Raw genomic sequence first — 16,666 nt, forward strand, 5'->3', positions numbered from 1 at the left:
CATCCGGCAAGCGATCGGTGCGGTGTGGCTTCCACCCGGGGCAATCAACCTCTATGCGCGCGCCGATGGATGCAAAGGGACCAGTCGTCGCGCTGATCGTCGCCGCCGGAAAAGGCGAGCGCGCTGGCGGTGCCGTGGCCAAGCAATTCGCGCGTCTGGACAGCCGCGCGGTGCTGGCGCACAGCGTCGCGGCCTTCCGCCGCCATCCTGCGATCCACCAGATCGTGATCGTGATCGGCGAAGGCCAGGAAGCCGAAGCCCGCGCCGCTGTCGGCGACCATCATTTCGTGATGGGAGGCGCCACGCGCCGCGAGTCGGTATTCAATGGCCTCGCCGCTATCGCCTCCGCCTCATATGTGCTGATCCATGATGCCGCGCGTCCGTTGCTGCCGGCGGCCGTGATCGATCGGTTGCTCGCCGCGCTCGACGAGAATGCGGGCGCCATCCCTGCCCTGCCCGTCGCGGACACGCTGGCGCGCGCCGGCGATGTGCTGGGCGATACCGTCCCGCGCGACGGACTGATGCGGGTACAGACCCCGCAGGCATTCCGCTTCGCCGATATCGTGGCGGCGCACCGCGACTGGCCCGCCGATCGCGACGCGACCGATGATGCACAGATCCTACGCGCGGGCGGATATCCGGTCGCGATCGTCGAAGGAGATCCAGCGCTGGAAAAGATCACGCATCCCGCCGATTTCGCCGCGGCGGAAGCCCGGCTCTCCGCGCGGACATCCATCCGGACGGGCATGGGCTATGACGTGCATCGCCTCGTCGACGGCGAGGAACTGTGGCTCGGCGGCATCCGCATCCCTCATCGCCAGGGGCTCTCGGGGCACAGCGACGCCGATGTCGCGCTCCACGCGCTGACCGATGCGCTGCTGGGCACGATCGCCGCCGGCGATATCGGCCAGCATTTTCCGCCTTCCGATCCGCAATGGCGGGGGGCCTCCTCGGATCGTTTCCTCCGCCATGCCGCCGGGCTCATCGCCGATGCCGGCGGCCGGATCGAGCATGTGGACCTGACCATCATCTGCGAAGCGCCGAAGGTCGGCCCGCACCGCGCCGCCATGCAGGCGCGCATCGCCGAATTGCTCGGGCTCGACTTGGGCCGGGTTAGCGTTAAAGCGACAACGACGGAGCGATTGGGCTTTACCGGCCGTGGCGAGGGGATCGCAGCGCAGGCGGTGGCCACGATCGCATTGGGGGACCTCATATGAAGCCTCGATCGCCGCTTTCGCTGATCCTGGGCGCACTGGCGCTGCTGGCCACGCCTGTCGCCGCCCAGACCAAGGCGAAGCCATGCCTGCAGCCGGAAGAGGTCGACGCTGTGCTGCTTTCGCTCGCCCCCAAGCTGATCGAGGCTGCCAGCACGACCTGCAAGCCCTATCTTCCCGAAACCGCCTATCTCAATCAGTCATCGCGCGCGCTCGCCGAGCGCTATCGCGCGATCGGGGCACCGCTTTGGCCCGTCGCGCACAAGGCGATGCTGAAGATCAGCGGCATGGACAAGGCGAAACTCAATCCTCTGATCGATGCGGACGCGACGCGCGCGATGATTGAGAGCCTGATCCCGCAAGCGATCGCCAAGATCAAACCGAAGGAATGCGTCGCGGCCGACCGATTCGCGAGCCTTCTGGATCCGCTGCCCCCGCAAAATCTGGCGGGCCTTTTCACGACGATCCTGCAGATCGTTTCCGAGGACAATACGGAGAAGAACGTCGAAAAGAACAAGAAGAACCCGCACTGGGAGGATGATCTGAGGATATGCCCCGTCGCCGCACCCGCCGGTGCGGCCGAAAGGGCGCAACCCTGACGCTTGTTGAGGCGTTGTAACGAAATTCGAGATGCTTGTGACCGCTACCGTCAAGAAGAAGAACACCACCCTGCCCGCCGTGCTGGTCGATGCCGCGCGCCGGGTGATCGAGGCCAACCGAGCCGCCGGCCGCAGGATCGCGGTCGCCGAAAGCTGCACCGGCGGACTGGTAAGCGCGGCGCTGACCGAGATTCCGGGATCGTCGGACGTTTTTCAGGCCGGTTTCGTGACCTATTCGAACGAAGCCAAGATCGCGATGCTCGGCGTCAGCCTGGACGTGCTCGAAACCTTCGGCGCGGTTTCGATCGCCGTCGGCTGGGCGATGGCGCGCGGCGCGATCGTCCGATCGGACGCCGATGTCGCGGTCGCGATCACCGGCGTCGCGGGGCCGGACGGCGGCAGCGAGCGCAAGCCCGTCGGAACCGTCGTCTTCGCGCGTGCCGAACGCCAGTCCGATCCGGAGGACATCATTGCCGACAGCCGGGAATTCGGCGATCTCGGCCGTGGCGGGATCAGGCTTCAGGCGGCGCTGTGCGCGCTCGAACTGCTGATGCCCGGATCGCCGGCGCCGTAAAGCGCCGCCGCGCGTGCTTCGAACGCGCCGATCATCTTTCTCAGCGCGCGATCGAACATCTGCCCCGCCAGCCGTTCGAACAAGGACGAGCGGAACGCGAAATCCACCGCGAAATCGACGAAGGTGCCGCCCTGCCCATCGGGGCGGAAGGCCCATTCGTTGCGCAGATATTTGAGCGGCCCATCGACATAGTCGACGCTGATCGTATGCGGACGATCCTTCTTCACGCGTGACGTGAAGGTCTCGCGCAGCGCGGAGAAGCCGACGATCAGGTCCGCGACCATTTCGGTCTCGCTGTTCGAACGCACCCGCACCGCGCTCACCCAGGGCAGGAATTCCCGGTAGCTGGGAACATCCGCGACCAGATCGAACACATGTTGCGGCGAATAGGGAAGATGGCGGGTTTCCGAATGGCGGGGCATATGCTCAGCCCCGGATCACTTGCGCGCCAGCTTCGCCTCGCGCGCGGCGCGCATGCGCTCGAAATCCTCGCCGGCATGGTAGCTGGAGCGCGTCAGCGGCGACGATGCCACGAGCAGGAAGCCCTTGGCGCGCGCGATGGCGGCATAGGCATCGAACGCCTTGGGCGTCACGAACTCCATCACCTTGGTGTGCTTGGGCGTGGGCTGCAGATACTGGCCCATGGTCAGGAAATCGACATCAGCCGATCGCATGTCGTCCATCACCTGATGGACTTCCAGCCGCTCCTCTCCCAGCCCGAGCATGACGCCCGACTTGGTGAAGATGGAGGGATCGTGGCGTTTGACCGATTCGAGCAGGCGCAGCGACGCATAATAGCGCGCACCGGGCCGGATCGTCGGATAAAGCCGGGGCACCGTTTCCAGATTGTGATTGTAGACGTCGGGCCGCGCCGCGACGATCGCCTCGACCGCCGCTTCCGCCTTGTTGCGGAAATCGGGCGTCAGAATCTCGATCGTGGTCTTCGGCGTGTTGCGGCGAAGCGCCTCGATCACCTTCACGAACTGCGACGCGCCGCCATCGGGCAGGTCGTCACGATCGACCGAGGTGATCACGATATGCTCCAACCCCAGCTCGGCGGCGGCGACCGCGACATGCTCGGGCTCCAGCGGGTCCACCTTGCGCGGCATGCCCGTCTTGACGTTGCAGAAGGCGCATGCGCGCGTGCAGACGTCGCCCAGGATCATCACCGTGGCGTGCTTCTTCGTCCAGCACTCGCCGATATTGGGGCACGCGGCCTCTTCGCAGACGGTGGCCAGGTTGAGCCGGCGCATCAATGCGCGTGTTTCTCCGAAGCCAACGCTGGTGGGCGCCTTGACGCGAATCCAGTCGGGCTTGCGCTGGCGCGGCGGGCGGGCTTCGGGGGTGATGGCAGGATCGGCTTCGCTCATGCAGGCGCAGATAGCGATTTCATCGCCCGGTTGCCACCCCTGCCCCCATCAGGCTAACGCGCATGTCCATGACAGACTTCAACGCGCTCCTTTCCGGCTATCGCCGCTTCCGTGAAACCGGCTGGGCCCGCCAGCGTGAACGCTGGTCCGAGCTTGCCGAAGGGCAGAGCCCCAAGGTGATGGTGATCGCCTGTTCGGACAGCCGAGTCGACCCCACCCAGATCTTCGACACCGCGCCGGGCGAGATGTTCGTCGTGCGCAACATCGCCAATCTCGTGCCGCCGTTCGAACTGGGCGGCGGTCGTCACGGCGTGTCGGCGGCGCTCGAATTCGCGGTGACCCAGCTCGAGGTGCCGGAGATCGTCGTGCTCGGCCATGGCGCGTGCGGTGGCGTCCATGCCGCGCTGACGCGCCGTTTCGCGCATGCGGCGCCCGGCGAAGGCGGCTTCATCGCGCATTGGGTCGATCTGCTCGACGAGGCGCGCGACCGGATCGCAGGCGAACTGGGAGACGGGCCGGAGGCCGTTCGCGCGCTGGAACTGGAAACCGTGCGCGTGAGCATCGCCAATCTGCGGACCTTCCCCTGCATTCCCGAGCGCGAAGCCGCGGGCAAGCTGACCATTCATGGCGCCTATTTCGCGATCGCGGACGGTGCGCTGCATCTGCTCGACACGCGGACGGATGAATTCCGGCCGGCCTGACGACGATCTTGTCGCGATCGTGATTTTGGTCGAACTGCGGGCGATCGCGCAATATATCGGGCTATCATGGATTTCGACGAGCTTCTGACCTTTTATTTCGGGACGGCCGCGATCGAGACGCTCGACGATGCCGCGCTCGATACGGGGCTGGAGCGGCTGGGCGTGGCGCTCGGCACCGAACGCGACGCCGGCCGGCGCTTCGCCTTGTGGACGCTGATGCACGCCCTGGGGGCAGCCCCTGATCCAGGCACCGTCTTCAAGGATGCCAAGGACCGGAAGGCTGCCGAGGACTATGCCTGGGCCGCGTCGCGCATCGGGCGGACGTGACCGAACGGATCACGCCGGGCCAGGCGCGGCGGATCGCGCTGTCGGCGCAGGGGTTCGGGCGCGCCCGGCCCGTCAAAGTGGATCAGGGCCACCTTCGCCGCACGATCGAACGGCTGGGGCTTCATCAGATCGACAGTGTCAACGTCGTCACGCGCGCGCATTATCTCCCGGCATTCTCGCGGCTCGGCGATTATGATCGCGGCCTGCTCGATCGCGCCGCCTGGGGCCCGAAGCGCGAACGCCGCATGTTCGAATATTGGGCGCATGAAGCGTCGCTGCTGCCGCTCGAATTCCATCCCCTGCTCCGCTGGCGCATGGCGCGCGCGGATCGCGGCGGATCGGGCTGGTCGGCCCTGCGCGCCTATGCGACCGAACGCCGTGGCGAAGCCGAAACGGTGCTCGACCGGATCCGCCAGGGCGGGCCCGTCGCCATTTCCGATTTCGACCATGGCCGGAGCCGCAGTGGCTGGTGGGAATGGGGCGATTCCAAGCGTGTGCTCGAATGGCTGTTCTGGGCGGGCCATATCACCACCGCCACCCGCAGGGGCAGCTTCGAGCGTGTCTACGACCTCACCGAACGCGTCATCCCGCCGCATATCCTTGCGCTGCCGACACCCGATGAAGCCGATGCGCAGCGCGCATTGATCGAGCGTGCGGCGCGGGCGCTCGGCATCGCGTCCGAAAGTGAATTGCGCGACTATTTCCGGCTCAAACCGCATGAAGCCGGGGCCGCGATTGCGGCGCTTGTCGAGGAAGGCTTGTTGCTGCCGGTCCGCGTCGACGGCTGGGCAAAGCCGGTCTTCGTCCATCGCGATGCGCATTGGCCGCGCCGGATTGGTGGAGCGGCGCTGCTGGCGCCCTTCGATCCGTTGATCTGGGAGCGCGCGCGAACCGAGCGCCTGTTCGGCTTTCATTACCGGATCGGCATCTACACACCGGCAGAGAGAAGGGCGCATGGCTATTACGACCTGCCCTTCCTGCTCGACGGTGCGTTGGTGGGGCGCGTCGATGTGAAGGCCGATCGCCAGCGCGGGCGGCTGATTGTGCAGAAAATGGGCTTCGAGCCCGGCGCTCCCGCAGACAGCCGCGACGCTCTGGCCGGCGAACTGGAGCGGATGTCGGCCTGGCTGGGCCTGGCGGACGGTGTTCACCCAAGCGGAGGATAGTCGCCTATTTTACTCTCCTCCCCACGCTTTGCGCAGGGAGGAGATGCTCCATCGCGTTCACGGTTTCGGCGGATCGCCCACGCCGAGATTGTCCCAGTTGAGGATCGCGTTGAAGCCCAGGAAATAATTGCCCTGGGTCTGCCAGCGCCAGAAGGGCCGGAGCGCATAGAGCACCATATGGCCCTTGCCGCGCGGCACGTCGACGATCAGTGCCTTGTTGGCAAGTGCCTCACCGCCGCTCAGCATGCCGCTCAACAGGATCGTTTCAGCCTTGGCGGGGAATTGCATGATGGTGCGCGGTTTCTGGACCGGCGGTTTCGCGCCGGGCGCGGCGGCTGTCGATGGTGTGCCGTCTGCCGCTTTGGGCCTTGCAGGCTCGCTGCCCCAGGATGAGATTTCGGCCGGTACCGCATTGGGCGTGATATTCTGCACCTGCCGTCCGCCCGGTGGCGTCGGAGCCGGGCGCGGACCGACGCTGAGCACCGGCGCCTGCGAGAAATAGATGGGCAATTCGCCGCCTTCATAGCCATAGCTGAGCGGACTGGTCTTGTCGGCGAAGACGCCGCGCATGATCGCGCCCTTGGTGTAGAGGTCCGTCGGCCGGGTGACGCTGACGCCGGTGGCGACGCCGTAATCGGCCAGCGCTTCGACCGTCGATCCGTCGCCGATCAGCGTGCCGCCCTCCTCGACGAATTTCTTGAGTTCGGCCAGGCCGTCGAGCCCCAGCCCGCCGCGGATATCGTCGGCCTCGTCGATGCCGCCCAGATTGGGCGTGAGTTCGGTGCGTTTGTAGGGGATGGGATCGGCGCCGTCCTTGGGCACGCCGGCGACCATGTCCTGCGCGCTGCCGCCCACCGTTGGGTAGATGATGACGTCATATTTCTGGCGTAACCCGCCTTCGCGCACCTTGATGTCCGCGAAATAATCGTACGGGATGCCATAGCGGTCGAGCGCGGCGCGCCACCAGCCCTCGTCCTGCGTGCGCAGCCAGGAATGGAGGTAGCCGATGCGCGGCGCGGTAAGTTCGTGCGATTTGACGGTCGGCGCGCGCACCACCGCCTGCCCGCTGATGCCGAGTTCCGTCACCACCTTTTCAACGGCCGCGCGGTCCGCATCGGGTATGATGAAGCTGCCCGCCGCATAGCTGCGCCCGCCGGCCTGGAACGGCTGTTCGGCCGCCAGCATCTTCACGCCCTTCAGGCGGAAGCGCAGCGAAACCAGTTCATTGTCGCCGCTATGGTTGATCAGGATCGTCGATCCGCTGCCGGCGATGCCGCCGCGCGGCGCGACATCGGTCGTCAGCAGCGTCATCGGTTTTTGCAGGATCGCCGGATCGCGCACCGTCTTCAGATCGACATTGCGCATATACTGCATGGTCCAGCCGGTATCGTCGTAGGGCCGTGGATTGCTTGCCGGATAATTCTGGACGCTCGTGTACATGTCGACGAGCGTCCGATAGGGCTGATCGCCACGGATCACATAATCACCCGCCGCCACCACGACGCCGCCCGCCGAAAAACCGGCGTCGGCGCGGCTGATCTCGACACCCTGGCGGCGCAGCGTGTTGACCATGTCGATCACATTGAGCTTCGCGGTCTGCGCGGCCGGGATCACCCAGGCATTGATCGCCTCGCCCGACCGCCCTGCCTCCACCGCGCGCCGGTTCTTCAGCCAGTAGTTTTCGAGATAGAGTTCACGATCGGCCGCGACCTTGTTGAGCGCGAACAACAGCCCCGATTGCGAGATGTTGACATGGTTGCGCGGCCCCCAGTCGATCTTGGGCAAGGGTGGATTGGGGCGATACCATTCGCGGCTGGTGGTGGTCGCCGGCAAGGTCAGGCCCTTGCGGATATCGGGACCGTATGTCTGGACTTCGTAGAAGCGCCCGAAGCTGTTGTGCGTCAGTGCGATCCAGAACAGGTAATTGGGCACCCAGCCGTCGTAAAAGCCATAGGTCCAGACGCCGGGCACGCCGCGCTTGGTCATCTCCATGACTTCGGTTTGCGCGAGCAGCCACCATTCCTGCGACTGGATGGGATCGAGCGAAACATTGTAGGGGCCGCTCCCCGTCGAGGTGTAGAGATAGGATTGCGCCTCGTGCAGGTCGTGCAGCACCGTCGGATGCCATTCCAGCACGCCTTCGGTCAGATGCTGCGTCATCTTCAGATATTGGCCGAGCCCGTCGCGGTTGTTGTCGTGCGCGACGTATTTTCCCCAATACATCATCGGTGGCTTCGGCTTGCCGGTCTTCTTGCCGTAGTAAAATGTGTCGACCATGCGTTCGCGGCCATCGACCTCCACCACCGGCGTGATGAAGGTGATGATGTTCTCGCGGATCTTGCGGATGAAGGGCGTATCCTCGACCGCCAGGCGGAATGCGGTTTCGACGAGCGTTTCGGGGCCGCCGGTTTCGGGTGAATGGACGCCGCTCGTCACCCAGTAGATCGGCTTGGCGGTTCCGATGATCCGCCGCGCGTCCGCTTCACTGGTCCTGCGCGGATCCGCCAGTGCGGCCAGGTCGGCCTTGTTCTGTTCAAGCCGGTCGAGCGTCGCCTTGTCGGCGATCGCGATGACGAACAGGTCGCGCCCCTCCTCCGTCTTGCCGATCGTCCAGAACCGGGCGTTGGGAGAGGTCCTGGCCAGTTCCTGATAATAGCGCTGGATATCCTTGGCATAGGTCAGCTCGTCCGGCGTGCCGGGTATGCGCCCGAAGAATTTGAGCGGCGACGGCACCGTGTCCGACGCGGGCATATGATCGACCAGTTCGGTGGTGATGCGCTTGTCCTGCAGATGCCTGGCGATCAGCGCGCCATATTCGGCATCCTGTGGCTGGGCCGCCGGTGATTGCGCCGCAACGGGCTGGATGGCCAAGGCGGCCGCGATTGCCCAGAGCGCCGTGGAACGAAGCTGCTTCATCGATATCCCCCCGCATCGCCGGGACTCGCATCCGGCATTTTCCGGAGGAGATCGATATCGCCTGAATGGAGAATGTCGACTGGTGCTTCGGCCCTTTTCGAAATTTTCGACGACGCTTCAAGGAAAACGTCGCGCCATGCGTCTCCTTGTCGTCGGGTGCGTATCTCCCGGCCGGGTAAGGGCGGCGCTTCGGCGCCGATCATGGCCGGTGCGCCTTCCCTTGGGCGCACCGGTCCCCAGCGTCAGACCGTCAGGCGGCGCGCGCGATCGGGCACGGTCCGATATCGTCCGTCGCGGCATCCGCATCGGCATCGGCCCAAAGCATCCGCATGGCCCGCCAGCGTTCGCCGAAGCCGCTGTCGATCATCAACAGCGTCTCGCTGCGCAGGATGATGCCGTCCACCCATTTGCTGCCGACCAGACGGCCAAGGCTGTCGATCAGGCGGAACAGCGAATGGTCGCGGATATCGGTGCTGCCATCGGAAATGGCCGCCATCGCCGTGCGCAATTCGTCCAGCGCACGCTCGACCACATCGTCGACGCCGCAATGACAGGCGCCGGGATCGTGGCGAAGGATGACGCAATCGGTGGCGAGCGCGTCGATCGACAGGAAATGCCCCACCCGGCGTCCGCGCTGCAGCGCGAAGCGGCGAAAGCCGCGATCGAACTCTCGCATCAGGTCTGCGAACAGCCCCAGCGCGACGCGTCCGTTCGTGACGATGCCCACCGCGAGTTGCCCGCGTTCGAGCTTGCGTTCAAAAATTTCCACCCTGGACCTCCCAATGCCCTACCGATGATGACGCTCGGAAATGCGGTTTCCGTAGTGCCTTCCATCGATTTGCTGAGATCTGGTGCGCCGATGCCACACCCGCCAGAGCGGGCGGCCGACGCTCGTCGATGGCTATGCGGTGTCGGTCGAACAGGCCGCTTGGCCCTTATCGGCCATTCGCCTCTTCTCAAGACCTCCACATCGCTGCATGAGGGGTTCATGGCCGAACCGTCACCGCCATCGCCGCCGGAAAGCGAGCGGCCCCCCTCCCCCTTTTCAGTCCCGGTGTTCCGCGCGGTCTGGATCGCCAACATCACCACCAATTTCGGAACACTGATCCAGTCGGTCGGTGCGTCCTGGCTGATGACGTCGCTCACCACATCGCCGACCCTGATCGCGCTTGTCCAGGCATCGACAATGGCGCCGGTGATGCTGCTTGCGCTCTGGGCCGGTGCGGTCGCCGACAATCTCGATCGGCGCAAGGTGATGCTCTGGGCGCAGGGCTTCATGCTTGTGGTCTCGACCATCCTTGCCATCTGCGCCTGGCAGGAGCTGCTGTCGCCTTGGTTATTGCTCGCTTTCACCTTCCTGATCGGCGCGGGCACGGCGTTCAACGGTCCGGCCTGGCAGGCGTCGGTGGGCGAGATGGTGCCGCGCGCGGCGTTGCCGGCGGCCGTCGCGTACAATTCGATGGGGTTCAATCTCGCACGCAGCCTGGGGCCGGCGATCGGCGGCGTGATCGTTGCAGCGGCAGGCGCCGCCGCCGCCTTTTTCGCCAACGCGTTCAGCTATATCGGCCTGATCATGGTGCTGTCGCGCTGGCGGCCGCAATTGCCGCCGCGCCTGCTGCCCCCCGAACGGATCGGCGAGGCCGTCGGCGCGGGCATCCGCTATGTCGCGATGTCGCCGCATCTTCGCGCAGTGATGTTGCGCGCGACATTGTTCGGCCTCGCCGCAGGCGCATTGCCCGCACTGACGCCGCTGATCGCGCGCGATCATATCGCGGGCGGCGCGCTCACCTATGGCGTGCTGCTCGGCGCGTTCGGGCTCGGCGCGGTGGCGGGCGCCCTGTCGAGCAGCCGGTTGCGCGGCAGCCGATCGAACGAGATGATCGTGCGGCTGGCGACACTGGCCTTCGCGGTCGGCACGGCGGTTTCCGCGATCAGCTATATCCTGCCGATCACCATCGTCGCGATGATGGTGGCGGGCGCGGGCTGGGTGCTCGCGCTTTCCACCTTCAACATCACCGTGCAGTTCGCGTCGCCACGCTGGGTGGTCGGTCGGGCGCTTGCGTCCTACCAGATGGCGTCATCGGGCGGCATCGCCCTGGGCAGCTGGCTCTTCGGCGGGCTTGCCGGCGCCTATGGCGTCGATATCGCGCTGCTGATCGCCGCCGCCTTGCAGGCGGCGGTCGCCATGGTCGGGCTGTGGCGCCCCCTGCCCGAGGTTCAGACGCTCAACCTGGATCCGCTCAGCCGCTGGACGGAGCCGCAGGTCGCCGTCTCGGTCGAACCGCGCAGCGGCCCCATCGTCGTGACGATCGAATATCGCATCGCGGCGACCGACATCCGCGCCTTCCTGGCCGTGATGGCCGAACGTCGTCGCATCCGCATTCGCGACGGCGCCAGGCATTGGGCGCTGATGCGCGACCTGGGCGAACCCGATCTGTGGATCGAGCGCTACCACGTCGCGACCTGGCTCGAATATGTCCGGCACAATCAGCGTCGCACCCATGCCGACGCCGCCAATTCGGATCGGGTGATGGCGCTGCACAAGGGGCCGGACAAACCGCGCGTGCACCGCATGATCGAACGCCAGACCGGATCGCTGCCGATCCTCTATCCGCCGGGCGTGGGCGATGCGCTCACCGATCCGACCCAGCCGGGCTGAACGCTACAGCGCACCGGTTTTCCGCAGGGCAGCGATTTCGTCGCTGCTCAGCCCCCAGTCCCCCAGCGCCGCATCATTGTGCTGGCCGGGCGCCGGCGGCGGCGACTGGATCGCGCCGGGTGTCACCGAAAAGCGCGGCGCCGGCGCGGGCTGGACGACGCCGCCCAGCTCGACAAAGGTGCCGCGCGCCGCATTGTGCGGATTGGCTGGCGCGTCGGCCATGTCGAGCACCGGCGCGAAACAGGCATCGCTGCCTTCGAATACCGCGCACCATTCGGCCTGGCTGCGCTCGGCGATCCGCTTCGCCAGCGTCTCGCGCAGCGCCGGCCATGCCGAGCGATCGGCCTGCGCATCGAAAGCGGGATCGTCGATCCCCGCGAGCTTGCGGAACGCGGCATAGAATTGCGGCTCGATCGGCCCCAGCGAGATCCATTTGCCGTCGGCGCATTGATAGGTGCCGTAGAAGTGCGCGCCGCCGTCGAGCAGATTGCCCTCGCGCCCGCCATTCCACATGCCCCTGGCGCGGAATCCGTAGAACATTGCCATCAGCGACGCCGCGCCATCGCTCATCGCGCAATCGATCACCTGGCCGATGCCCGTCTCACGCGCATGGAGCACACCTGCGAGCAGGCCGAAGGCGAGATAAAGCGCGCCACCGCCGAAATCGCCCACCAGGTTGAGCGGGGGCACCGGCTTGTCCTGAAGGCCGATCGCGTCGAGCGCACCGCTGATCGAGATATAGTTGATGTCGTGCCCGGCAAGCGGCGCATAGGGGCCGGTCTGCCCCCAGCCGGTCATCCGGCCATAGACAAGCTTCGGATTGCGTGCGAGCGCGACATTGGGGCCGAGCCCCAGCCGCTCCATCACGCCGGGGCGGAACCCTTCGAACGTCGCATCGGCGCGTTCCATCAGCGTCAGGCAGGTTTCGATCGCTTCGGGGCGCTTGAGATCGAGCGCGATAGACCGCCGCCCTCGCTCGGTTACGGCATGCGGGCTGCCGCTGACGCCGACGCCGTCATTACCCGGCACCTTGCGGTCGATGCGGATGACGTCCGCGCCAAGATCGGACAAGAGCATGCCGCAAAAGGGACCGGGGCCGATGCCCGCGAATTCCACCACCTTCAGTCCGCCAAGCGGTCCCTGCGCCTTGTTCGCCGTCAAAACCCATTCTCCCAGATCGTTGCATCCGGATGAAGGATGCCGGTTTCATTCCCCATGCGTCGACAAGCCGATGCGGTCCAGTGTCAATCGACTTGCCTGGTGCAGCGATGCAGAAGGTCCGCCACGGCCTCGATCCGCGCCAGCCCGCGCGTATCGCTGTGCGTGACCAGCCAATAGCTGCGACGGATCTCCTTCTCGTCGACGAGCAATGGCACGATGTCCGGATCGCGCTCGCCGATAAAGCCGGGCAGCATGCCGATCCCGGCGCCTCCGCTCACCAGCCGGTGCTGGATATTGATGCTGCTGCTGCGCAGCTTGGGTTCGAGTCCTGCGCCGATCTCGCCCAGATAATCGAGTTCGGGCGAATAGATGAATTCGGGGACATAGCTGATCAGCGTGTGACGCTTGAGCTCTTCGGCGCGCTCGGGGCGACCATGCGTCGCAAGATAGGCGCGCGAGGCGTAGAGCCGCAGCCGATAATCGCCAAGCTTGCTTGCCACCAGCTTGCCGCTGCGCGGACGGGCCAGCATCACCGCCATATCGGCTTCGCGCTTCGACGGGTTGAGGAACCCCGACGCGGTGATCACATCGAGCTGGATATCGGGATGTGTGCGGTGAAAGGCCGGAAGCGCCGGGGCAAGCACCCAGGTGCCGAACCCTTCGGCGACCGACAATCGCACCTGGCCGGACAGGCTGCGCGATTCGCCCGCCACCTCGCCCATCGCCGCCAGCGCCGCACTTTCAATTGCCTCGGCATGGCGGAACAGCGATTGGCCGCGATCGGTCAGCCGTTTTTCGATGCCAACGGACTCGAAGAGTTCGGCGCCCAGCGCGTCGGACAATCGCGTCAGCCGGCGGCCGATCGTGGTTGCGTCCACGCCCAGCGTGCGTGCGGCCGGCGCCATGCGCCTGGCGCGCGCGACGGCCAGAAAAACGCGCAGATCGTCCCAGTCGAACATCGCCCCTCCTTGAAGACAATCGCCATCGTAACCGTCGTCGTCGTCGTGCGAAACCTGTTCCGCCCTTTGTTCGAAGGCGCGCGGGGGCTTGGCAAGCGGGCGCGTGCGCTGGCATCACCATGCGCAACAAGGGGGAATGTTCGTGCCGGATTGCAATCGAAAGCGCCTGCCATCCTGCGCGAAACCGCGAATCGCCTCCTGTCGTGAAGACAAGTCGGGAGGATGGGGATGTCGCCGGAGCTGATCGCGTTCGTCAACACCGGGCTGGTGCCCATTGGTCTGATGCTGATCATGTTCAGCATGGGGCTGACGCTCAGGCTCGGCGATTTCGGCTTGCTCATCGCCAAACGCTGGACGGTGCTGGCGGGGCTCGGCGGCCAACTCGTCCTGATGCCGCTGCTGGCGCTCTCGATCGGCTGGCTGCTCCAATTGCCGCCGCAATATGCGCTGGGGCTGTTCATCCTGGGCATCTGCCCAGCCGGCACCACGTCGAACGCGCTCACCTTTGTCGGGCGCGGCAATGTCGCGCTCGCGGTGGTGCTGACCGCGCTGTCGAGCCTGATCACCGTTTTCTCGATCCCCATATTGCTGAGTTGGGCATTGCCGCATTTCGCGGTCGGCGGAACGATCCCCAAGCTCTCGATCCCCGACGTGATGATGCAGCTCGTCCGCATTACCGTGCTGCCGATCGCGATCGGCATGGCGATCCGGCGTTTCCTGCCGGCGCTCGCGGATCGGGCCAGCCGCTGGCTCCGGCCGGTTTCGCTGATCGTGCTGATCGCGGTCATCGCATTCGCCATCGGCATCAGTATCGATATGGTGCTCGCCAACCTGGTCGGCGCAGGCCCCGCGATCCTGCTGCTGAACGTCGCCGCGATGGCGGCGGGGCTCGGCATCGCGCGGCTGATCCGCGCGAGCGATGCCGACGCGATGACGCTGGCGATCGAGGTCGGTGTCCACAATGTCACGCTCGCGACCTTCCTGACGCTGACCGTGCTGGACAGCCTGCCGCTGGCGGTGACGCAGAATATCTACGGAGTGGTGATGATCCTGAATGCCATGTTGTTGATCCGCTGGTTTCGCCCCCGCCTGGCCGGAGCGGGCGCATGACCGGGCTGCTCGTTCTGAGCCATGCCGATGTCGCTCGACTGCTGACATATGAGGCCTGCATCCCGTTGATGCGCGATGCCATGATCGCACTGTCGCGCGGCCGGACGCGGCAGCTGCTGCGCAGCATCATCGATCTGGATGCCGGGCGCGCCTTCGGCGTCATGCCGGGCGCCATGGGCGGTCAGGAAGCTTTTGGCGCCAAGCTCGTCAGCGTGTTTCCGGAGAATTTCGCGGCGGGCAAACCGTCCCACCAAGGCGTCATCGTGGTTTTCGATGCATCCACGGGGGCGCCGACGGCGATCGTCGATGCCGGAGAAGTCACCGCCATCCGGACGGCATCGGCATCGGCCGCTGCGACTGACATTCTCGCCCGGCCCGATGCGGCCCGGCTCGCTGTGCTCGGCTATGGCGAGCAGGCGTGGCGCCATATCGAAGCGATCCGGCAGGTCCGGCGACTGACGCACGTCACCATCTGGGGGCGCGATCGCGCATTGGCCGATGCACTGGCCGTACGCACGCGCGAGATTTTCGGGATCGCGGCCGTGGCGGCGGACGATGTCGCATCGGCGGCGGCGGATGCCGATATCATCTGCACCACCACGGCGGCGCATGATCCGATCCTGGACACCGGCCATGTCCGGCCCGGCACGCATATCAACGCCGTCGGATCGAGCCGCGCCGGCCCTGCGGAGATCGGCAATGCGCTGGTCGTGCGGTCACGTTTCATCGCTGACTATCGCGCCGGGGTGCTCGAACAGGGCGCCGAATTCCTCAATGCCAGGGCCGCCGGGCTGATCGGTGACGATCATGTGCTGGGCGAGATCGGCGATGTCATGGACGGGAAACTTGCCGGGCGCATCGCGCCGGAGGATGTGACGATCTACAAATCGATCGGTCATGTCGTGCAGGATCTGGCGAGTGCGGCATGGCTCTGCGCCGCCGCGGGCAAGGCGGGCATCGGCGCGAACGTAGCGTTCTGACGGGCAACTCCCGCTCTTAGATCGATCGAATACCCGATTGTCGCCACGATCGCGGCGCTTCCGCGTCCGGAGAAACGTGCTCCGCAAAGAAAGTTGCATGTGCACGTTTTTGGAGTCATACTCGCCGGCAGAGAGGGAGAAAAATCAATGACGACCGAGACGCTTCAGCAGTTCGCCGCCGGGATCGCATCGGGTGCGATCCGCACCGTCGACCTGACCCAGACCCTGTCACCGGATACGCCGACATTGGTGCTTCCGCCCGAATTCGGCCAATGCGCCGGTTTCAGCCAGCAGGAAATCTCGCGCTACGACGATCGCGGCGTCGCCTGGTACTGGAACAATTTCACGGTCGGCGAACATACCGGCACGCATTTCGACGCGCCGATCCACTGGGTGACGGGCAAGGACCTGCCCGACAATGCGCTCGACACGATCAAGCCCGCCGATTTCATCGCGCCTGCCGTCGTCATCGACATTTCGGCCAAATCTGCAGCCGATCCCGATTACCTGCTGACCGTTGCCGATATCGAGGCCTGGGAAGCCGAGCATGGCCGCATCCCGCCGCGCAACTGGGTGCTGCTGCGCACCGACTGGTCGAAGCGTTCGGTGGAGGATTATGTCAATCGCCGCGAGGATGGCGCCCACACGCCCGGACCGTCGGCCGAGGCCGTCCAGTTCCTGGTCGAGCAGCGCGACGCGCATGGCTTCGGCGTCGAGACGATCGGCACCGATGCCGGCCAGGCGCATCTGCTCACCCCACCCTATCCCGCGCATGGCATCTTCCACGGCGCCGGCCGCTATGGCCTGCAGTGCCTGCAGAATCTCGACCAGCTTCCCGCCACCGGCAGCGTGGTGATCGCCACCCCGCTCAAGATCGCCGGCGGTTCGGGCAGCCCGCTGCGCGTGCTGGCGCTGGTCGGGGGCTGATCC

At 65.8% G+C, this 16,666-nt stretch carries 16 protein-coding genes; 10 read left to right on the forward strand and 6 right to left on the reverse strand.

Going from position 1 to position 16,666, the window contains the following annotated elements; genetic code table 11:
* Positions 1 to 53: 53 nt before the first annotated feature.
* From K7G82_RS03830 to K7G82_RS03840, 3 genes are read left to right on the forward strand one after another with little or no spacing between them, the layout of a single operon-like run.
* Entirely contained in the window at positions 54 to 1,217 is a 1,164-nt protein-coding gene (locus K7G82_RS03830; protein ID WP_222988528.1) for a bifunctional 2-C-methyl-D-erythritol 4-phosphate cytidylyltransferase/2-C-methyl-D-erythritol 2,4-cyclodiphosphate synthase, read from the forward strand.
* Complete coding sequence (locus tag K7G82_RS03835) at positions 1,214 to 1,813, forward strand: hypothetical protein (protein WP_222988529.1); 600 nt, start codon at positions 1,214 to 1,216, stop codon at positions 1,811 to 1,813. Before K7G82_RS03830 ends, K7G82_RS03835 begins: the two co-directional genes overlap by 4 nt.
* Before the next feature lie 31 nt (positions 1,814 to 1,844).
* Positions 1,845 to 2,387 carry a CinA family protein gene (locus K7G82_RS03840; protein ID WP_222988530.1) on the forward strand — a complete coding sequence of 181 codons (543 nt, stop codon included), beginning with the start codon at positions 1,845 to 1,847 and terminating at the stop codon, positions 2,385 to 2,387.
* Here K7G82_RS03840 and K7G82_RS03845 read toward each other — a convergent pair.
* Positions 2,333 to 2,809, reverse strand: coding sequence for a type II toxin-antitoxin system RatA family toxin (locus K7G82_RS03845; protein ID WP_222988531.1), 477 nt, complete (start codon positions 2,807 to 2,809; stop codon positions 2,333 to 2,335). The genes K7G82_RS03840 and K7G82_RS03845 overlap by 55 nt on opposite strands.
* A gap of 15 nt (positions 2,810 to 2,824) precedes the next feature.
* On the reverse strand, positions 2,825 to 3,757 hold the full coding sequence (gene lipA / locus K7G82_RS03850) for a lipoyl synthase (protein ID WP_222988532.1): 933 nt from the start codon (positions 3,755 to 3,757) through the stop codon (positions 2,825 to 2,827).
* 68 nt (positions 3,758 to 3,825) lie between these two features.
* Between lipA and K7G82_RS03855 the strand changes: the two genes are divergently transcribed.
* From K7G82_RS03855 to K7G82_RS03865, 3 genes are all read left to right on the forward strand, one after another.
* On the forward strand, positions 3,826 to 4,458 hold the full coding sequence (locus tag K7G82_RS03855; protein WP_222988533.1) for a carbonic anhydrase: 633 nt from the start codon (positions 3,826 to 3,828) through the stop codon (positions 4,456 to 4,458).
* A 66-nt stretch (positions 4,459 to 4,524) separates the two neighbouring features.
* The gene (locus tag K7G82_RS03860) at positions 4,525 to 4,785 is read left to right on the forward strand and encodes a hypothetical protein (RefSeq protein ID WP_222988534.1); all 261 of its coding nucleotides are present in this window, start codon (positions 4,525 to 4,527) and stop codon (positions 4,783 to 4,785) included.
* Positions 4,782 to 5,951, forward strand: coding sequence for a winged helix-turn-helix domain-containing protein (locus K7G82_RS03865; RefSeq protein WP_222988535.1), 1,170 nt, complete (start codon positions 4,782 to 4,784; stop codon positions 5,949 to 5,951). Before K7G82_RS03860 ends, K7G82_RS03865 begins: the two co-directional genes overlap by 4 nt.
* A gap of 57 nt (positions 5,952 to 6,008) precedes the next feature.
* On the opposite strand, the gene K7G82_RS03870 is transcribed toward K7G82_RS03865, so the two are convergent.
* Together K7G82_RS03870 and K7G82_RS03875 are read right to left on the reverse strand one after the other, a co-directional pair.
* Positions 6,009 to 8,867: a M14 family zinc carboxypeptidase gene (locus tag K7G82_RS03870; RefSeq protein ID WP_222988536.1), complete on the reverse strand. Its 2,859-nt coding sequence runs from the start codon at positions 8,865 to 8,867 to the stop codon at positions 6,009 to 6,011.
* A gap of 250 nt (positions 8,868 to 9,117) precedes the next feature.
* A complete protein-coding gene (locus K7G82_RS03875) occupies positions 9,118 to 9,636 on the reverse strand; it encodes a hypothetical protein (RefSeq protein ID WP_222988537.1) in 519 nt (172 codons plus the stop codon).
* 219 nt (positions 9,637 to 9,855) lie between these two features.
* Between K7G82_RS03875 and K7G82_RS03880 the strand changes: the two genes are divergently transcribed.
* Positions 9,856 to 11,526 (forward strand): MFS transporter, encoded by a 1,671-nt coding sequence (locus K7G82_RS03880; RefSeq protein ID WP_222988538.1) that lies wholly within the window; start codon positions 9,856 to 9,858, stop codon positions 11,524 to 11,526.
* A gap of 3 nt (positions 11,527 to 11,529) precedes the next feature.
* Here K7G82_RS03880 and K7G82_RS03885 read toward each other — a convergent pair whose 3' ends face one another.
* Positions 11,530 to 12,687: a CaiB/BaiF CoA transferase family protein gene (locus tag K7G82_RS03885; protein WP_222988539.1), complete on the reverse strand. Its 1,158-nt coding sequence runs from the start codon at positions 12,685 to 12,687 to the stop codon at positions 11,530 to 11,532.
* 83 nt (positions 12,688 to 12,770) lie between these two features.
* Entirely contained in the window at positions 12,771 to 13,646 is an 876-nt protein-coding gene (locus tag K7G82_RS03890; RefSeq protein ID WP_222988540.1) for a LysR family transcriptional regulator, read from the reverse strand.
* 228 nt (positions 13,647 to 13,874) lie between these two features.
* On the opposite strand from K7G82_RS03890, the gene K7G82_RS03895 reads away from it, so the two are divergent.
* The 3 genes from K7G82_RS03895 (at position 13,875) to K7G82_RS03905 (ending at position 16,663) form a co-directional block, all read left to right on the forward strand.
* A complete protein-coding gene (locus tag K7G82_RS03895) occupies positions 13,875 to 14,756 on the forward strand; it encodes a bile acid:sodium symporter family protein (protein WP_222988541.1) in 882 nt (293 codons plus the stop codon).
* Positions 14,753 to 15,736, forward strand: a complete 984-nt coding sequence (locus K7G82_RS03900) for an ornithine cyclodeaminase family protein (RefSeq protein ID WP_246623256.1) — start codon at positions 14,753 to 14,755, stop codon at positions 15,734 to 15,736. The genes K7G82_RS03895 and K7G82_RS03900 overlap by 4 nt, the downstream gene beginning before the upstream one ends.
* A gap of 147 nt (positions 15,737 to 15,883) precedes the next feature.
* Entirely contained in the window at positions 15,884 to 16,663 is a 780-nt protein-coding gene (locus tag K7G82_RS03905) for a cyclase family protein (protein WP_222988542.1), read from the forward strand.
* Positions 16,664 to 16,666 lie beyond the last annotated feature (3 nt).

The sequence above is a fragment of the Sphingomonas colocasiae genome (assembly GCF_019880585.1).
Taxonomy (GTDB): Bacteria; Pseudomonadota; Alphaproteobacteria; order Sphingomonadales; family Sphingomonadaceae; genus Sphingobium_A; species Sphingobium_A colocasiae.

Coding starts and splice junctions, on each gene's coding strand:
- K7G82_RS03830 (WP_222988528.1), top strand. CDS start 54: ATGCGCGCGCCGATGGATGCAAAGGGACCAGTCGTCGCGCTGATCGTC.
- K7G82_RS03835 (WP_222988529.1), top strand. CDS start 1,214: ATGAAGCCTCGATCGCCGCTTTCGCTGATCCTGGGCGCACTGGCGCTG.
- K7G82_RS03840 (WP_222988530.1), top strand. CDS start 1,845: ATGCTTGTGACCGCTACCGTCAAGAAGAAGAACACCACCCTGCCCGCC.
- K7G82_RS03845 (WP_222988531.1), bottom strand. CDS start 2,809: ATGCCCCGCCATTCGGAAACCCGCCATCTTCCCTATTCGCCGCAACAT.
- lipA (WP_222988532.1), bottom strand. CDS start 3,757: ATGAGCGAAGCCGATCCTGCCATCACCCCCGAAGCCCGCCCGCCGCGC.
- K7G82_RS03855 (WP_222988533.1), top strand. CDS start 3,826: ATGACAGACTTCAACGCGCTCCTTTCCGGCTATCGCCGCTTCCGTGAA.
- K7G82_RS03860 (WP_222988534.1), top strand. CDS start 4,525: ATGGATTTCGACGAGCTTCTGACCTTTTATTTCGGGACGGCCGCGATC.
- K7G82_RS03870 (WP_222988536.1), bottom strand. CDS start 8,867: ATGAAGCAGCTTCGTTCCACGGCGCTCTGGGCAATCGCGGCCGCCTTG.
- K7G82_RS03880 (WP_222988538.1), top strand. CDS start 9,856: ATGGCCGAACCGTCACCGCCATCGCCGCCGGAAAGCGAGCGGCCCCCC.
- K7G82_RS03890 (WP_222988540.1), bottom strand. CDS start 13,646: ATGTTCGACTGGGACGATCTGCGCGTTTTTCTGGCCGTCGCGCGCGCC.
- K7G82_RS03895 (WP_222988541.1), top strand. CDS start 13,875: ATGTCGCCGGAGCTGATCGCGTTCGTCAACACCGGGCTGGTGCCCATT.
- K7G82_RS03900 (WP_246623256.1), top strand. CDS start 14,753: ATGACCGGGCTGCTCGTTCTGAGCCATGCCGATGTCGCTCGACTGCTG.
- K7G82_RS03905 (WP_222988542.1), top strand. CDS start 15,884: ATGACGACCGAGACGCTTCAGCAGTTCGCCGCCGGGATCGCATCGGGT.